The organism is Methanosarcina sp. UBA411, from assembly GCF_002495725.1.
Taxonomy (GTDB): Archaea; Halobacteriota; Methanosarcinia; order Methanosarcinales; family Methanosarcinaceae; genus Methanosarcina.
On the sequence record NZ_DAGK01000002.1, the window covers coordinates 38,215 to 55,482 of the forward strand.

The window sequence follows — 17,268 nt, forward strand, 5'->3', positions numbered from 1 at the left end:
TCATTTATATATTGATTATAGACTCTTTTCATGTCGCTATCTCTACGCTACACATATCTTATCCTTATTACAGTGTTGCTTGGAGCGCTGCTTCCAACTGCCGGATGTCTTCCGGAAAGCGAAGCTGCATCCACAGACAAGAACGACACCACGATGTCGGCTAATCTGACATACTACACCGAACAGCTACCGCCCTATAATTATATAGAGAACGGTACACTGCAAGGGATTTCCGTTGAACTTCTTGAAGCAATCACCGAGAAGATGGGAAAAAAAGTGGCACGGGAAGAGATAAAACTCGTTCCCTGGACTGAGGGATACCAGTCTGCTCTCAGCGGAAATAATACCGTGCTTTTCACTACCGTAAGGAATCTCGAGCGTGAGCAATCCTTCAAATGGGCCGGGCCCATCTATACATATACCAATGTTCTCTTTGCCCGACCGGACCAGGAAATCACAATAAAGAGCCCTGAAGATCTGAGAGGATACAGGATCGGGGTAGTTGTTGATGATATCGCAGTCCAGCAACTGCTCGATGCTGGTGTCAATAAAAGCCAGCTCGTGCAGGAGACAAATGCATCTATTCTTGTTGAAAAACTAGATAACGGTGAGATTGACCTGTGGGCATACCCGGAAGAAGCAGGCAGGTACTTTTCTGAACAGATAACAGGGAACTACTACTCCTACAAGGTCGTGTATAAATTACAGACCCAGGATGTTTACTATGCCTTCAGTAAAGATGTCCCAGATTCAGTCGTTCAATCCTTCCAGCAGGCACTCGATACAGTCAAACAGGAGAAAGACGCTGCGGGAATCAGTACTTATGAGCGGATTCTCGGGAGATACATTCCATCGATAGGCCTTACTCAGCTCAATTACCTGACTGAAGAATGGGCTCCCTTCAATTACCAGGATAAGGGGAATGTCACCGGGATCTCTGTTGAGATACTTGAGGCGGTCTTCAAAAATACTGGCGTAAACCGCTCACAGGCAAATGTCCGCATTTTCCCTCTGGAAGAAGGCTTCCAAATCGCACAGAACAACACCAGTACGGTGCTTTTCTCCATCGTTCGAACACCCGAACGCGAGTCTCTCTACAAGTGGGCAGGACCTTTTACTAAAGCTAGTTTCGTTCTCTATGCCCCAATGAGCAGGAATATTACAATATCTTCTCCAGAGGATCTTAATAAGTACCGGATCGGCGTGGTAAAATCCTCCATCGAAAATAACCTCCTCACCAGCCAGGGCGTGAATGCGTCACAAATTGTCAATGGCAAAAATCCAGAGGATCTCCTCAGGATGCTGGAAGAGGGCCAGATCGATCTTTGGGCAACTGGTGATCTCGCCGGGCGGCATCAGATGCTACAGACTGCAACGGACCCCAATGCCTATGGGATCGTATATACTCTGAAAGAGGATGACTTGTACTATATCTTTAGTAAGGATGTCCCAGATACATTGGTCAACGCTTTCCAGCAGGCACTTGAGAATGTGCGAAACCAGAAAGATGCACAGGGGGTCAGCGATTATGAGCGGATCATCTACCGGAACCTCGGGGTTGGATGCACCCGGCAGACATTCACGGATGATGCGGTAGTGAAACTTGTAAATACAACCGCTGCAGCCGTTGAGAAGAACGCCTCGAATACTTTCCGGCGCATCAATGCGGGCGAAGCGCCGTATAGAGACGCTAAGGATCCTGCCCTTTACACTTTCGTGTACGATGAGAACCTGACCATCGTTGCTCATGCAGATAACATTCAGCTTGTCGGCATGAACTTTAAGGGCAAGACAGATGTTACTGGTAAACTGTTTCGTGATGAAATACTAGAAGGAGCATTGAAAAACGGGACTGGTTGGGTGGATTATGTTTATATGCATCCAGTGCAGACGAATCTGTACTATAAAACCACCTACTATCGGTTAACTAATGGAAGCGATGGTAAGTCCTACATTGTATGCAGTGGCAATTATAAGCGCTGCGATAACCAATCGGAAGTGACACCAGGCTTCCAGCCCGATGCCAGTTAACAACTCCACTGTATCTCCTGAGAAGCTCGTAGCATTCGTCGAGAAAGCCTTCGAATATACGCACGTACACGGACGGGAAACTGCTCTTCAGGAATTCAACAACCAGACAGGCCAATTCGTAGATGGCGAACTTTATATCTTTGCACACGACATGAACGGCACCACGTTAGCTCTACCCTTCCAGCCCGAGCTTCTTGGAACAAGCCGATGGAATGCCACGGACGCTAACGGCACCGCATATATCCAGAATCTGATCGCCACCGCGAAATCCGGCGGGGGTTTCGTCAGGTATCTGTATGCAGATCCTGCCAATAATTTCACCGTCAAACAAAAACTCAGCTATGTGATGATGGTGGATCAGGACTGGATCATCGGATCAGGAACTTACACGTGATGCAAGAGGAGAAATCATCCAGACAACCAGTGGGAATCTTCTTGCATGTAATACCCCGGGCACATATCTTAGCCTTTTGATTGCCAGGGGAATTTATTTTGCGAGCTTCGGGAAAGGATTAATAAATAGTTCCCTGTAAATTGCAAGCTGAAATAAATGACAGGAAGACTCTTTCATGATCCCCGAAGCCTCGTATGATGTAATTGTTGTGGGCGCAGGCCCTGCAGGTTCTACAGCCGCCCGGTATGCTGCAAAAAACGGCGCCTCGGTGCTTCTTCTTGACAAAAAAAGAGAGATCGGAAGCCCAATTCAGTGTGCCGGCTTTCTTCCAGATGCTTCGGAAATCCAGGCCCTACTCCCTGAAGCTAGGCTTCCGGACACACTGAAAAATTATCCTGATTCCTGCGTGCTGCAGAGGATTGATACTCAGCGTCTTATCACTCCAAACTGCAACATAAAGGAATTTGCTGTCAGGGGGACAGTCCTTGACCGGCGCAGATATGACCAGTTCCTTGCCGAGCAGGCTGCAAGAGCAGGCGCTGAACTGATGGTTAAAACCCGCGTGGTGAAATTTGAAGGCACAGTTGTTGAGACTTCGGGAGTTTTTGGAAAACATAGAATCAAAGCAAAAGCAATTATCGGAGCTGATGGCCCAAATTCTCTAGTTGCAAAATCAAAAGGGCTTGCCCTTAAGCCAGAATCAAGGGTAACTTCGGTTGCTCTAGAATACCAGGTAAGGAATGTGGATATTGATCCTTCTTCCCTGGAAATGTATTTCGGAAAGGATTTTGTGCCCGGCGGCTATGCATGGATTTTTCCCGAAGGCCAAGATCGGGCAAATGTAGGAATCGGAATCCGAAGCGGTATGGCTGAAAAAGGGATTTCTGCAAGAGAATACCTGCACCGTTTTATGCGAAATCATCCGCTTGCAGGCCCAAAACTGAAAAACAGCATAATTATGAACGTGATCGCAGGCATTATCCCTGTAAATGGCGCTCCGGAAAAAACAGCAACTGAAAACACGCTGATTGTAGGAGACGCAGCTGGCCAGATATTTGCAACAAACGGAGGTGGAATCCCTCCTGCAATGATTGCCGCAAAAGTAGCAGGAGAAACTGCAGCCGAATTTACAGCCGGGAAATGCAGGCTTGAAGAATACGACCGCCGCTGGCGAGCTCAGTTTGGATCTGCACTTGAAACATCGGTACAGGCAAGACAACTCATGGATGGAATTATGAAATCCGATACTCTCATGAATGCAGCTTTCAAACTTATTTCTCCTGAGCAGATGAAAGTCATGCAATGCGGAAAACTCCCAGGCCCAGTAAAACTTGGACTTCAAGCGCTGAACCGGAGAAAGAAGTAAGGTATGAGGATATTATCCCCAAAACCTATCTGGCGTGATCGACAGCATAATTGTTGCGTCGGTTGAAAAAAATTGAGTCCAGGGCTCTTCCTTTACACTCCCTTCGTTTCCTTAATTTTCTCTCCTCTCTTTTCTCCGGCTTTTACTTCGGCTGCTCTAATCTTTCTTAATTCGGTTTCTGCATCCTCTTTGTTGTACTTTGCTTCCGGGTAGGCAGGCCGGATCTCAAGGGCTTTATCAAAAGATGCAATAGCTTCTTCATACCGTTTGAGAATTACGTATTCAAGCCCTCTGAGGTTCCAGACTCCTGCAAAATCAGGTTTCAGCTTCAGAACCTTATCGAAGTACTCTATTTTTTTTTCGGGATCGAGTTCGCGGGTTGCAAGACCATACCATTCCTCTGCAGTTTTGCCTTCAATTTTCTTTTTGAATAAGCTGTCCAGAAATCCCAATAGCATCACTTCCCATTTATAAGATATATCTGACAGGTAGAAATAGATGATTCTTCTTTAGCCAGAATAGCAAAAAGGGAATAAAATCAAGATCCAGAATTGAAAATGATATCGAAAAATACGAAATGTTAAAAGCTTAAGGCCATTTAAAAAAGATAAAATTGGAAGCTTACTGTGAAAGCCTCTGTGTTTCATTAAGTAAGTTTCCAAAGTCGGATGTAATTGTCATTTTGGTAATGTTTTCTGAGGTAGTTACGTTATAGGTTACTCCTCGTTCAGTGGAGTTTACCTGCAGAGCCTGAAGATTTTCAACGAATTCGGGTTCTGGATTGAGGTAAAGAGACGTCTGCTTGTAACTGCCATCATCTAGTTTTTTAAGCTCTGTGTAGAGCTTCTCGGCCGGGATATTAGTGGAATTCGTCTTTGTGACCACTTCCTGATAGAAGCTTCCTTTCGGATCCGCCTGGCTAAGGAGACTATCGTATTCGGTTGTAGCAGTTGCGTTTCCTTCCAGTATGTCAATTATATCTTGCGCGCTCTGGCGAGAGCTAAGGATCACAGGGCTTCCTGCGACGTTCCAAATATCATGGGTATTGTTTGTCCTCGCAAGGAGACTGTAGTTATCGTACTGGACTGCTCCCCAAGGCATTAAGATTTTCTGTTCCGGAATCTGGTGGAGTTCGAACCCATTACCATCAGCATAAACTGCCCCGTAGCGTCTGGTTACATCTGCCCCATATAGAGAGTACATCATTGATGTATTCCCAAAGACCTGTTCAAAGGGGGTTCCTGTTGTTCTCTGCAGGTCTACATATGTGGCACTTACTACCCCTTCAGGGGACATGTTTAATCCGTCGGCAATGGAGTTGAATTCATGGTGGACCTGCCTGCTAGGAATTTGAGAAAAAGCGATCGTAGTATTATCCTCTATAGTCTTAGAAGAGGAAGCATCATCACTATTATCTTTATTAGAGTTGCTTGAAAAGAAGACTGCACCGGCTGACAGAAGCATTGTTAATGCTAAAAAAACAGCCAGATACTTCTGGTTTTTTGTTGCTGGGTCCTTTTGTTTCATCAATGAAACCTCATAACATAAACTTAATTTTTACTGACAGTAGAGATCATGCACATGATGTCTAACTTGATATCTAAACACATTGGCTTAAACATTCCGACATTAGAAATCATGCACTTGATATCTAAACATATCGACTTAAACATACTGGTTTGAGATTTATTGAGATAAGAAGTTTTCCTAATATTCCACTCATAAAACTGGATGTTGGATCTCATACCGGTACTCGAATTTAAACTGGAATTCTTCATATGACCTACGCCTTCTTCACTCAAGGGTGAGAATTTTAAGCATATTTGTGCCTCCAGGTTTTCCTAAAGGAGGCCCTTGGGTGAAAATAACAATGTCTCCGCTTTTTACAAATCCCAGTTCTTTGGCTATTTCAGTAGTCTCTTTTTCCCAGCTTTCAATTTTCTCTTTTACAATAACGGGATAAACACCATAAGATAAAGAGAGGAAGCTGCAGGTTCTCGGAACGCGGCTGAAAGCAAGGATCCAGGTTTCGGGCTTGAAGCGTGAAATCCTGCGGGGAGTTGCTCCACTTCTCGTAGGGGTCAGTACGGCTGCGACAGGCAATTTTTGCAGGGCTTCGTGCACCTGGAGGGTTATTACCTCATCTACTGACATTTCCCTTGCAGTTATGCCCTTAATAATAGTATCAAGACCCCATTTTGTCTTGGAACGCCATTCTTCTGTGGTTTTTGCAATTTTTGCCATCATCTCAACGGCTTCCACAGGATAATTACCAACAGCTGTTTCTTCAGAAAGCATGACAGCGTCTGTGCCATCAAGAATTGCATTGGCAACATCGGTCGCCTCTGCGCGAGTAGGCCTTATGTTATCGGTCATTGAAGCCAGCATGTGAGTGGCTGTAATTACTGGAATTCCAAGAAGTTTTGCACTTTGGATAAGTTCTTTCTGAACTGAGGGAACTTCCTGAATAGGAATTTCGACCCCGAGATCTCCTCTGGCGACCATGAGGGCATCGGTTTCTTTTAGTATCTCCTGAATATTTTCTACAGCTTGTCTGCGCTCGATTTTAGCAACGATACATACAGACTTTCCTCTAGCTGCAGCAAAATTCCGGACCTTAAGAATGTCGTTTGCAGTTTCTATAAAGGAAATACTAAAAGTGTCAATCCCTTCATTAAGGGCAAACTCAAGGATCTTAAAGTCTTTTTCCGTTACAGAGTCAAGGAACACCTTTGCCCCTGGCAGGTTCAACCCTTTTTGAGAGTAAAGCTGACCCCCAATAAGAACCTCGCAAAGCACGTCTTTTCCGTAGATTTCCAAACAGCGAAGCTGGATAAACCCATCGCTTAAGTAAATAATGCTCCCTGGAACCACGCTTTCCGGAAGCTGTTTATAGCTTACGGAAATACGGCTCTCATCTCCGAGAGCCTCATCAACCGTAAGGGTCACAAAGTTTCCTTTGTGAAGCATGATAGGTTCTTTTTCCAATTTACCTATACGGATCTTCGGGCCTGGCAGATCGGCAAGAATCGCAACGGTTCTGTCAAGCTCTGCTGCAACCTTGCGGACTCTCCGGATTACTTCTCTATGACTTTCAAAGCTTCCGTGGGAAAAGTTGATCCTTGCCACGTTCATGCCAGCAAGCACAAGTTCCCGGATCACTTCCTCGGAAGAGGAAGTCGGGCCTATGGTGCAGACGATTTTTGTCTTATGGTCCGGAATTTTCATATTTTCACGCCTTTAATGCCCAGCCTCTTGTCAGTGTAGCCTTTGTAAATCTTATCGTTTTCTGCAGTCTTTGTTATTTACCCTGTTATTTACCCTTATAGATCTTAAGGGCCTCTTCAACGCTTGAGTCTTCAACCGTTATTGCATAGACCGCATTGCACATACGGACAGCCTCATCAAGAGGCCTCTGGTGAATATTTCTTCCGGTTGCATTTCCCTGTGCTCCGGAACTGTGAATCTGATCATAGAGCTTTTTCAGGAAGGCTTCGGCTTCATCACTTGAACCGCCTGCGCAAACCACTCTGGTACGCCCTGCGGCTCTGATAGCTTCCTTGAAGATCTCGGCAGACTTTGCTCCTTCTTTTTTCGGGTAATTGACCTTTACAAAGTCCGTACCAAGACAGGCTCCCACTCCTGTTGCTCCTGCAATAAGGTGCGGGTCTTTTTCATCTTTTACTGCAGTTCCGCGAGGATAGATCCAGAGCACGGATAACATGCCATGCTGGTGAGCATCGTAAACTGCTTGAGCGGCCTGCACAAGCATTTCAGCTTCAAACTCGCTGCCGAGGTAGATTGTATACCCTACACCAAGAATATTAAGCCCGCTATTTTCCTTAAATTCAACGACCTGATCAACATCATACCAGAGGTTGCTAAAAGGATCAGCCTGAGCAGTCTCAACAAGATTGGTTTTGGAATTTACCTTTACAAGATATGGCACATCCTTGTAGTCCATACCGTAGCGAGCGATAAGCCCAAGCTGGGTTGCAAAAACTCCTATTTTTGCCTGGGATGCTATCTTGAAAAGGTGTTCGGGATCAGCATCGTCCTCAGGCACTCCTTCTCCGTAAAAGTCATCGTTAAGATGCTCTACCTTCTGGTCGCCTGCAAAAAGCATCAGCCTTCCGGTTCCCCGGGTCATTTCCATATAATTATTTACGTATGTTTCACGCATTGCTTTTGGGACATCTAAAGGTACGATTACATCTTCTTTGTTAATTGAAATCATATGTATAAACCTCAGTTTTATTCTATGGTTATTAGTTGGATGGTAGTAATACTGTGAAACTGTATTTATCTATTATCTATAATCTGTAACCCTTCTACTACCTTATCCCCCACAAGGCATCAATAGTTTTTTTACATAGTATTGTTAAGTCTATTCAGGAATCGAATTTGTTGATATTCTCCTGAAATTTCTGACTCCCCATGTATGATTTTAAAATATATTCGATTAAAAACTGTATGTTCCTAAAATTTAAAAATTTAATCAATAGGCAGGTTCAGATAAAACAAATTCAAAGCTGGCTTCAGATAAAACAAATTCAAAACTGGCTTCAGATGAAATAAACCAAAAGGAACAGGCAAGAATGCAAAGTAATCTCATTTCAGTAAAATAAACCTTGAAAGTCCCTTTCAATAAAAAAAAATAAAAATAACTAGAAAATAATGTAATCGATAAAAAATAAAAATTAGAAGAATTTTACGCCGCTTGCAGGGCTCGAACCTACGACATTCTGGTTAACAGCCAGACACTCTACCAACTGAGTTAAAGCGGCTTTCTGATAGGAGAGTTATTATATATTACACTAGAGCTTCCTTATACAAGAGATTCTTTGGATATAAAGTTTATGGGCCTGACCGGATTTGAACCGGTGACCACTCGGTTATGAGCCGAGCGCTCTAACCTGACTGAGCTACAGGCCCTTATGGACTTAATAGCGTGATTAGTAACTTTTAGTATGGCTATAATAATAAAGTTTTTGCATATGTATTTTCCATTCAGGAAATATTAATATAAAAATGCAAAAATTTTACGCCGCTTGCAGGGCTCGAACCTACGACATTCTGGTTAACAGCCAGACACTCTACCAACTGAGTTAAAGCGGCTTATGTTATCGGATGTGCCCGTTTTGCCCACCCTGTCGCGAACATTCCTAAAGCGATGATCTTATTTATATATTTCGCTTGGAGCCGTTTTAATAGCCATAACTGAGTTGAAAAATCTGACAACGTGAATGCCTGTTAATCCAGAATATTATCAGTCTGGCCATTATATATTGTTTCCAAACCCGTTTATTTTTATTTTTCACTCACTTATCGCTTATTAACAAATATCATTATTTAATTTCTGTTCAATGTATAGTTTATTCAACAACTTATTCAATTATAATTGTTCAATCTCTGTTAGATTAATAGACATATAGGTGACTTGAATTATGGTTAAATCGGTATCGGTAAAACTAATGGAATTTAATTAACACTTTTAAATTGAACTACTATTAAACTGAACTGCTGTTAAACTGAACTGACATCAATAAATTGATGTTTATTTAACTAATGGAATTAAATTAAAATGCCTTATTAAATAGCGGTCTAACTCCTACTAATAAGACCTACCAATAATCCCTGCTGTCATTTTCGAATTTATTTTCCCCTCACTTTATAGCACTCCATGGAGAGCCTCCGACCTAGCCACACGGCATCCTTTTTCCTCTTGGTTGTATAAAAAGCAGTTCATATTGAGCCAAAACTTATATCTTATCAGGAATAATATATTTGATTAGCTTGTTGTAGCAATTTGCAGCGAGGTCGGACGGGTCTGATTTTAAGCAATTAACTCATATCGCTTAAAAAGACTTTATCTGCGGTCCTGTCCGGGGGAATTAATGTATTGTCATTTAAAGGTCAAAAACAGATTTTAGTTGTAACTTCAAGGTTCAGGGTCAGTAGTTTTCCGTACTGATTGATATTCTTTCAGATACTTTGTGTACTGTCAGAGTATCTTTTCGGGCTTTTGACCACCTGATCTTGCAGTTTTAAAAAAATGGAAAATCCAAGGGGGTTTGTTTACGAAAAGGCTAAAAATATGTCCAAAATGCCATGCTAGACTGAAAGTGAGCTCAGATGGGAAAATGGAGTACTGTAGCATTTGCAAGTACTGGACAAAAGTGGGTACTGCAAGGCTCGATTCGATTATGATTTATGGATGAGGACCCTGCATGAGAAACGCAAATGTTTCTATGTTTTGCAGCGTATGCCAGACGGCGTTGAAACGTCAAGTCCTAGGTTCTAATGTCTTCTACTACTGCCGGAACTGTGGAAGTGTGAGCTCGGAATCATATTTATCAGAGGGGATAAACGTTCTCCACTCCCAAAAACCACCGACATATATAGGTATGAGATCTTCGCCTTCAAACCTTATGAAGACACCTAAACCGCTATAATTAAAACTTGGACTGAAAAAAGGAGTTTGATTTTTAAAAAGCTGGAAAAATTAGCTTATAAAGAGCCTTAATGGCTCCAAACTCTCTTTTTAAAGTTGATATAAAATTTAACGATTTAATTATTACGTTTTTATATGTTACAGATCATATTATTCTGAATAATCATCGGTCTTTCATAATTCCTTGACTGAAAATTTCGTAAACCTTTTCAATATTTCGTGCTAGAATAAAATAATTTAAAAAATAAAGAAAAGGATTGAATTAAGAAAGTTATTTAAAAGGGTTAATTCCTTAAAAATCAGTCAGAAGGCGGCTATTTTAATGCCCTGCTTTGAGTAGTTTGCAAACATTTTCTACTTCTGTCCTGAAATCGTCCTGGGAGATTCCGTAGAGACCTGCAAGATACATTGCTCCGCCAGCGCCTGCACCCTCTTTGATCGTACCTGTCTCATATCTTTGAAGCCCTTTGAGTTCGGACTTTCCAAATCCAGGATCCGCAACGTAAACCACGGGCACCCCGAGGATTCTGGTAAGTTCGGAAAAGTTTGCGGATTTATCCTCCACGACGTACCGAGTAGTAGCAATTGCCAGCTTTTCCGTATTGAAACCCAGATGTTTGATCAGGGCATACACTGCTACCATCTGAGTCCCCCCCGCAAGCACGACACTGACATCAGTGCCCTGGAAACCTGCGACAAGCCCTACAACAGCAGGCATCATCGGATCTCCCATGCAGGCAATAGCTTTCACGGGATCATCTTTCAGGCAGCCAAACGTCAAGCCTGATGCTTTCAAGCCTTCTTCAATAACCTGTTTTTTTAGTTCAAGAGGATTCTCATCAGCACTGCTGCTGACATTTCCATTATATCCCAATGCCATTAAAACTCCCATTGCGGTTGTTGTGCCTCCCGGGATGCTTTCTCCGATGACTACATGATCTACCTGGTTTCTGAGCCTCTTGGCCAAGAACTTTGCTCGTTCGTAGATTCCCTGTACATCATTGACTGCAATTGGTTTCCGAATATCCTCTCCGGGCTTTGCCTTGAGGTCAATGCACGGAACTTCCGGAGTTACAATAAGACCGGAATTAATGAAATGATAAGGAACATCTGTAAGTTTCAATGCAGAACGGGTCATAATTGCAGGAGTAGGGGTATCATAAGGAGGAGTCATGGGAAGAACGGGTACGCTTATAATATTTCCTGTTTCCATAAGTTCCGCATCTCCTGCAGGCGTATAGTCCGTAAGTTCAGCCGTTTTTCCTGCAGCTGAAAGCTTGGGAATATGCGCGGTTTTGGTATTGGAAAGGACGCATAAAAACATTGGTCTTCTGGGTTTTCTGATTACTTCCGGTTCGATCCAAGACATTATTGTATCTCCTTCATGCAAGCGTTACTTGACCACATAGTTACTCGGGGTTTTCTATCAAACCATTTCTCAAACGGCTTGCGTTGCATCTCTTGACCATGCAGCTATTCGAGGTTTTCGCTCAGCCTTTATCTCAAAAGGCTTGCGGCCAAGCTTTTGTAAAAAATTTAAATTCTTTCTGAGATCTAATGAGAATTATTCAACTTACTATTTAATATTTATCCATAAACAAATATATTTTAATATTACTCAAATTAAATTTACTTTATTTATCCTAATTTTCGGGCTCAGATACAGGATATTGATTGAGTCTCTATTAAAGATCAGTTGATTAAGTCTTTGGATATAACTAGGCCCTGATAGTTTTGTTTTCAGGTTCACTTAGCCTGTAAAGATTATATAATAACCTGCATAGAATAAAAAGAAAAAGAAAAAGATGAAAGCCGGAGCAGATACAGAATGATCAGCTTTCCAGTTTGTGCAAAAGCAACTTTCTTGTTTTAAGAGCAAATTCTTGTTTCAATATGTTCTTGCCACGTACACACGGGTTTCGGTTTCTTCCCCGCATATAGGGCATTTTTCTTTTCGATCTTTTTTCTGCTCTAGAGGAATTCCAAGAATTCCTGCACCTATTACATCTTCCATAGCAAGTCCGCATTCTCTCTTTCTGCACCAAGGTATTGTTGCAACGCCATCCTGGATTTTTTCCTTTACTTCTTCAAGTTCAGTACAGTCAAATATGCGGTTTTCAAGTTCGGCTTTCGCTTTTTGGTACAGATTTTCGTGGATTGCCTCAAATCTCGATCTCACGCCGGCTTCGATTTCAGTGAGTAGAATCTGTTCTTTTTCTCCGGTATCTCTCCTGACAGCTACAGCAACATTATTCTGAAGGTCTCTGGGCCCGATTTCGAGCCTAAGGGGTACACCTTTCATTTCCCATTTGTAGTACTTTGCTCCGGGACGAAGGTCACTTGCATCAATTTCGACTTTGACTCCAGTTTTCGTCAGACGTTCCTTGACATCTTTGCAGGCTGCAAGAACCTCTTCGGCTCCGTTCTTGAAGATAATCGGGATAATGACAACCTGTACAGGCGCGATTTCTGGGGGTAAAACCAGCCCTTTGTCATCTCCGTGAATAGAAATTGTAGCTGCAATAGACCTCTCTGAAATTCCGTAACAGGTCTGGTGGGCATAACGCTGTTCTCCGTCAGCGGCTTCATACTTAATATCAAAAGTTTTTGCAAAATTATCCCCCAGATGGTGGACAGTCCCTATCTGAAGGGTCTTTCCGTCAGGCATGACAGCATCAAGAGCATCGGTATAGTCTGCACCCGGGAATTTATCCCAATCAGGTCTCCTTGAGCGAAGCACAGGGACTCCAAGTCTGCGGTAGATCTCGGTATAGAGTCTGACAGCTTCCTTAACCTGAGCTTCTGCATCTTCCCAGGTAGCATGGACTGTATGAGCTTCTTTAAAGGAGGTAATCTCTCGAAGCCTTATAAGAGGACGGGTATGTTTTGTCTCGTAGCGGAAAGTATTGACTATTTGATAAATTTTAACAGGTAAATCCGCGTGGGACCTGACCCATATTTTGTACATCGGGTAAATGGCAGTTTCACTTGTTGGACGAAGGGCCAGAGGGATGTCAAGAGGATCTCTTCCACCGTGGGTTACCCAGTACACTTCGTCTTCAAAGCCTTTTATATGCTCGGCTTCTTTCATGAACTCGTTTTCCGGGATAAGAAGAGGGAAGAGAGCTTCCTGGTGCCCGCTGTTGTCAAGAATTTCTCTGATAATATTATAGGTGTTTCTCCGGATTGCAAAACCGAAAGGATACCAGACGTATAATCCTTTTACAGGATAGCGGACGTCCATTATTTCGGCCATCCACAGGAGTTCATTATACCATTCGCTGAATTCATCTTTTGGAGGGAGTGCTGCTTCTTTTTCGCTTTCTGCCATACCTTCACCGTACTATTATAATCTGATAATCTAAAACAAATCTTAAACTCTTAAATAGATTGAACTCTTAGATAGATTGAATAATTCTTAGATAATTCTAAATTCTCAGAATTATATTTAATTGGCGTTTATTTGATCTAATTCTAAGAGAGATAAGAGTAGATTCAATTCTCATGCCTTCAGTGCCAATTAGAATTTTCTGAGAGAAATATACAGTTCTTTTGGATACAGTTCTCGGGAAATTTAAAGGCTTGCCCAAGAAATACAATAATCCTGAGCATACTTTTTCTCCGGAAATTCTATAGAAGGTTTTCCGAGCGGTCACATTTGAGGGGTGACATTTTGAGAGATTTGGCTCTTAAGAATGCGGCACCCTGACGTGAAATTGCCTTCATATTCCGCAATATGCCTGCCTTTATGGAATAAAAGTTAATAACTATATTGGAAGTAGCCCCTGGAATTTGTCAGGCTTCGAAAAACCGGAAAAAAGAATTAATCTCCTCCGAGGGGCTGAACATTGTCTGAGACATCGTGTACGAGCTCGGATTTGTCAACATCGAAAACAATCATGCCGGTATTTAGCTTCTTTGCTTCTTCTTCGGAGAGTTTGGTAGCTTTTACCTTCTTTGAAATGATCGCGCTGTTCCCTAGCGGATCTTCGATTATGACTGTGATTCTTCTCTTTCCCTGGATCACTTCTTCAATCATACCCAGAAGTTCCTCACTACGGGAGGATTTCTCTTCATCTCCCTGTACCCACCTGCTCGCGGTCAGAAGGACTTCGCGGACCCGCTGCATTACACCTTCTATATTCGTTATATATGACTCCGAAACCGATCCAGGTTCGATGGTAACTCCCATTTCCGGAATGCGTATTGTTCCTGAGGTTGAACGGATGACCCTTGCATCCAGGTCTTCAAGAGTTTCAACTGGCATCTCATAGCGCATGGGCTCTTTACTCGAGAGAATCATGGTATCTGCAAAACGGAAACTGCACTGGCATCTTGCACTGACGTATAGGATTTCCCCAAAATAGGGAATATTATCTCTCTGCCAGTTCATCACAAGATCTGTATGGCACAGAGGGCAGCAGATTTTTGTTTCAAACCTTTCCTGTTTATAAAAATCCGGATTCAATATTTTCCACCAGTAAGTTTAGATCTGTCGATTTTAATGCCTGTAGGGGTTACAATTACGGTATTTCCTTTGACTCCTGCAATATCCCCATGTACATCGATAATAACGTCTTTGAGCTCTTTTAAAACCCTATCTCTCAGAAGGTCATCTCCCCTGATGTTTGAAATATCTACCATCAGGATGTTTCCATTATAGATTTCCTGCTTGAGCTGGGATACCTGGTTAATACTCGAGATTTCCGCAATCTTTACATAAGTTTCTGCAGGCTCGTCCTCGAGAACTTCCTCATATTTGCTGAGATCGATTTCAGTGTAATCTTCGGGACTGGTTGGACTTTTTACATTGCTGCCAAGGAGCTTGTCTATGAGTTTTGCCATTTATGCGCACCTATTGTATTTTTTAAAATTCGAATCGCATTGTCCTATATTGAAATCTATATTAATTAATTTTGCTATTATAAAGCTGATTCTGGTTTTCTTTCTGTTTCAGGAAATTCTCATTCCCTGGCTCAGGTTTCATTTAATGAAAATATATTTATTTAGGGAACTTTCAGAGCTCCATGTTCCAGAGTTTGTCTCCTACATGAGTTATAGACTTTATGGCTTTACCCGAAGTAGCTTCGACCATTTCCAATCCTTCCATAAGGGCTTTTCCTATTGCGAGAGGCTTTTGATGAGTCTCTTCTACTATGATTACGAAGTCTCCTTTTTTGATATCTGGATCTGCAGCCACAACTCCAGGGGCCATTATATCCGCACCGTTTGAAACAAAACGGATAGCTCCTTTATCCACAGTTACAACCCGCTTTTGAAGTCCCATCTCAAGAGCTCCACGAACGGTAGGAAAAAGATGTCCTTCGATTTCGAAAAGCAAAGGCTTGCCATCCACCAGAATAAGGGAATATTCCTCAAGGGTAATTTTTTCCAGGGTTTTGTTTTCCAGCCCTGACATTTCTTCGCCAAAAGTGGATACAAGGTCTTTCAACATTTTGTTCTTGACATTCTTTCTCAGTTGAACTCTTGACTTGACTTTCAATTAATCACCGGATTTCAAATGTTAGATATTATTTATAGCATAGTGTTTTTGTGCCTATTAAAACTTATGTGGAGAGCCGAGGTTTCCTGAAATAGATTTTGCCATCTTCGATTTTATACTCAGAGTGTCTGCTCAGGAAATTTTTCAGGGTACTTTTACTCAAGTTTTATAAAGAATACTGAAAGAAGTGCAACGGCACTTCCGATAAATACGACCTCATAACCTAAGGGTCCCAAGAAGAAGCTTCCAAGCACAGGACCAAACCCGAGCCCTGCATAGATTCCGGTGTTAAAAAGCCCCATTACGAAGCCACTGGAGTTGATTCTGGAAACAGCTATAATTAACCCCACTACCGCGGTTCCTCCTCCTGCCCCTATCAGAAAAAAAGCCAGTAAAGGCAGCTTTACCGAAAGAAAGATACCTGCTGCTGCAAGAACTATTCCTGTCCTTATTATATTATTAGAATTGATATCTGCCTTGCCTGCAATCAGGGAACTCATCATTGCAGCCAGATAAGATACTGAAATTGCCAGCCCAAGTTCGGGTTTTGTCAGAAAGCCAGCACTGTAATCGGCATAGTTCGCATTTAACAGGCCTGTTGTCCCATAAAGAAGTACTGAAATTCCCCATATTTTCCCAAAATTGGTATTAAATAGAGTTCTTCTGGCTTTTTTTAGGTAATTTTTTAATTCAGGGAGTAAAAGGGTATCTTGATGATTTTTTACATGGGTTTCATTTTTTTCATGGATTAACTCTTTCCCGTTTATTTTCGGAGAAAGTAGTTCTCCGGTTCTCGAGAGGAGGAGAATGCAGGAAAAACCTGCAAGGAAAGTGAAGCTGGATATTGCGGTTTTAATTCCAAACCCGGAAAGCAACCCTGAGAAGAAAACACCTGCAGCTAGCCCACCGTTTAGCAGGAAGTTAAATTCGCCAAGGCTTTGCTGGCTATCCTTCCATTCTGCAAGTATTGAAAAAGCTGCAGGAAAAAAAGCCCCACAACCGACTCCTTCTAAGAACCTGAAAATTCCAAGAATCCACGGGGTGTCCGAAAATGTAATAACAAGACCCGATAAGGCAGTAAGAAGCATTCCAAATCTTATCACCTTAAGGCTCCCGATCCTGTCTGCTAGAATTCCAAGGGGCACAAGAGCAAGAAAAGCTCCCATAAAATATCCTGAAAAAATAAGGCTTGAAATCACAGAACCTCCGCTCTCTCCTCCAGCAAGTTCTGGAAGAACAGGGATTACTGCGTTTGAGAGACCCTGGAGCGCAAAAACTGAAGAATAGAGTGTTAGTTTTTTGAGGTTCATAGACAATTCGAGTTTATGTATTGAGCCCTATACTGATTTTCTACCCAGTGCTTATATTTCCGGTTTCTAAAATTATTATTACTTTTAAAAAAACACTTTATCTCGGAGAACTACTCTATTTTAGAGAACTGCTTCTATTTCTAAAAACGACTATTATTTCTAAAAATTTTCCTAAATATCAGAAAATTCCTTTGAATAAATATTTTACGC

13 protein-coding genes and 3 tRNA genes are annotated in these 17,268 nt (G+C 42.2%); 3 read left to right on the forward strand and 13 right to left on the reverse strand.

Going from position 1 to position 17,268, the window contains the following annotated elements:
- Positions 1-75: 75 nt before the first annotated feature.
- From BP861_RS00560 to BP861_RS00570, 3 genes are all read left to right on the forward strand, one after another.
- Positions 76-2,031 carry a transporter substrate-binding domain-containing protein gene (locus BP861_RS00560; protein WP_292371527.1) on the forward strand — a complete coding sequence of 652 codons (1,956 nt, stop codon included), beginning with the start codon at positions 76-78 and terminating at the stop codon, positions 2,029-2,031.
- Entirely contained in the window at positions 2,021-2,425 is a 405-nt protein-coding gene (locus BP861_RS00565) for a cache domain-containing protein (RefSeq protein WP_292371528.1), read from the forward strand. The genes BP861_RS00560 and BP861_RS00565 overlap by 11 nt, the downstream gene beginning before the upstream one ends.
- Before the next feature lie 175 nt (positions 2,426-2,600).
- On the forward strand, positions 2,601-3,791 hold the full coding sequence (locus BP861_RS00570) for a geranylgeranyl reductase family protein (protein ID WP_292371529.1): 1,191 nt from the start codon (positions 2,601-2,603) through the stop codon (positions 3,789-3,791).
- 92 nt (positions 3,792-3,883) lie between these two features.
- Here the strand turns inward: BP861_RS00570 and BP861_RS00575 are convergent, their stop codons facing one another.
- The 13 genes from BP861_RS00575 to BP861_RS00635 all read right to left on the reverse strand — a co-directional run bounded on the left by BP861_RS00575 (position 3,884) and on the right by BP861_RS00635 (position 17,058).
- Positions 3,884-4,249: a tetratricopeptide repeat protein gene (locus BP861_RS00575; RefSeq protein ID WP_292371531.1), complete on the reverse strand. Its 366-nt coding sequence runs from the start codon at positions 4,247-4,249 to the stop codon at positions 3,884-3,886.
- 163 nt (positions 4,250-4,412) lie between these two features.
- Positions 4,413-5,318 carry a hypothetical protein gene (locus BP861_RS00580; RefSeq protein ID WP_292371533.1) on the reverse strand — a complete coding sequence of 302 codons (906 nt, stop codon included), beginning with the start codon at positions 5,316-5,318 and terminating at the stop codon, positions 4,413-4,415.
- 267 nt (positions 5,319-5,585) lie between these two features.
- Positions 5,586-7,019, reverse strand: a complete 1,434-nt coding sequence (pyk, locus tag BP861_RS00585; protein WP_292371534.1) for a pyruvate kinase — start codon at positions 7,017-7,019, stop codon at positions 5,586-5,588.
- 85 nt (positions 7,020-7,104) lie between these two features.
- The gene (locus BP861_RS00590) at positions 7,105-8,028 is read right to left on the reverse strand and encodes an aldolase (protein WP_292371535.1); all 924 of its coding nucleotides are present in this window, start codon (positions 8,026-8,028) and stop codon (positions 7,105-7,107) included.
- A gap of 477 nt (positions 8,029-8,505) precedes the next feature.
- Positions 8,506-8,578 (reverse strand) — tRNA-Asn (locus BP861_RS00595).
- Between the two features lie 73 nt (positions 8,579-8,651).
- Positions 8,652-8,726, reverse strand: a tRNA-Ile gene (locus BP861_RS00600).
- Between the two features lie 110 nt (positions 8,727-8,836).
- A tRNA-Asn gene (locus BP861_RS00605) sits at positions 8,837-8,909 on the reverse strand.
- Positions 8,910-10,564: 1,655 nt separating this feature from the next.
- On the reverse strand, positions 10,565-11,614 hold the full coding sequence (gene cobT, locus BP861_RS00610; protein ID WP_292371537.1) for a nicotinate mononucleotide-dependent phosphoribosyltransferase CobT: 1,050 nt from the start codon (positions 11,612-11,614) through the stop codon (positions 10,565-10,567).
- 519 nt (positions 11,615-12,133) lie between these two features.
- Positions 12,134-13,576 carry a proline--tRNA ligase gene (proS, locus tag BP861_RS00615; protein ID WP_292371539.1) on the reverse strand — a complete coding sequence of 481 codons (1,443 nt, stop codon included), beginning with the start codon at positions 13,574-13,576 and terminating at the stop codon, positions 12,134-12,136.
- 492 nt (positions 13,577-14,068) lie between these two features.
- A complete protein-coding gene (locus BP861_RS00620) occupies positions 14,069-14,713 on the reverse strand; it encodes a ZPR1 zinc finger domain-containing protein (RefSeq protein WP_292371540.1) in 645 nt (214 codons plus the stop codon).
- On the reverse strand, positions 14,710-15,090 hold the full coding sequence (locus BP861_RS00625; protein WP_292371542.1) for a cell division protein SepF: 381 nt from the start codon (positions 15,088-15,090) through the stop codon (positions 14,710-14,712). Before BP861_RS00625 ends, BP861_RS00620 begins: the two co-directional genes overlap by 4 nt.
- A gap of 172 nt (positions 15,091-15,262) precedes the next feature.
- The gene (locus BP861_RS00630) at positions 15,263-15,748 is read right to left on the reverse strand and encodes an RNA-binding protein (protein ID WP_292371544.1); all 486 of its coding nucleotides are present in this window, start codon (positions 15,746-15,748) and stop codon (positions 15,263-15,265) included.
- A 155-nt stretch (positions 15,749-15,903) separates the two neighbouring features.
- Complete coding sequence (locus BP861_RS00635; RefSeq protein ID WP_292371547.1) at positions 15,904-17,058, reverse strand: MFS transporter; 1,155 nt, start codon at positions 17,056-17,058, stop codon at positions 15,904-15,906.
- Between the last annotated feature and the right edge of the window lie 210 nt (positions 17,059-17,268).

Bases quoted from the DNA above. Each gene is read 5' to 3' on its own strand.
- BP861_RS00565 (WP_292371528.1), top strand. From the start codon at position 2,021: ATGCCAGTTAACAACTCCACTGTATCTCCTGAGAAGCTCGTAGCATTC.
- BP861_RS00570 (WP_292371529.1), top strand. From the start codon at position 2,601: ATGATCCCCGAAGCCTCGTATGATGTAATTGTTGTGGGCGCAGGCCCT.
- BP861_RS00575 (WP_292371531.1), bottom strand. From the start codon at position 4,249: ATGCTATTGGGATTTCTGGACAGCTTATTCAAAAAGAAAATTGAAGGC.
- BP861_RS00580 (WP_292371533.1), bottom strand. From the start codon at position 5,318: ATGAAACAAAAGGACCCAGCAACAAAAAACCAGAAGTATCTGGCTGTT.
- pyk (WP_292371534.1), bottom strand. From the start codon at position 7,019: ATGAAAATTCCGGACCATAAGACAAAAATCGTCTGCACCATAGGCCCG.
- BP861_RS00590 (WP_292371535.1), bottom strand. From the start codon at position 8,028: ATGATTTCAATTAACAAAGAAGATGTAATCGTACCTTTAGATGTCCCA.
- cobT (WP_292371537.1), bottom strand. From the start codon at position 11,614: ATGTCTTGGATCGAACCGGAAGTAATCAGAAAACCCAGAAGACCAATG.
- proS (WP_292371539.1), bottom strand. From the start codon at position 13,576: ATGGCAGAAAGCGAAAAAGAAGCAGCACTCCCTCCAAAAGATGAATTC.
- BP861_RS00625 (WP_292371542.1), bottom strand. From the start codon at position 15,090: ATGGCAAAACTCATAGACAAGCTCCTTGGCAGCAATGTAAAAAGTCCA.
- BP861_RS00635 (WP_292371547.1), bottom strand. From the start codon at position 17,058: ATGAACCTCAAAAAACTAACACTCTATTCTTCAGTTTTTGCGCTCCAG.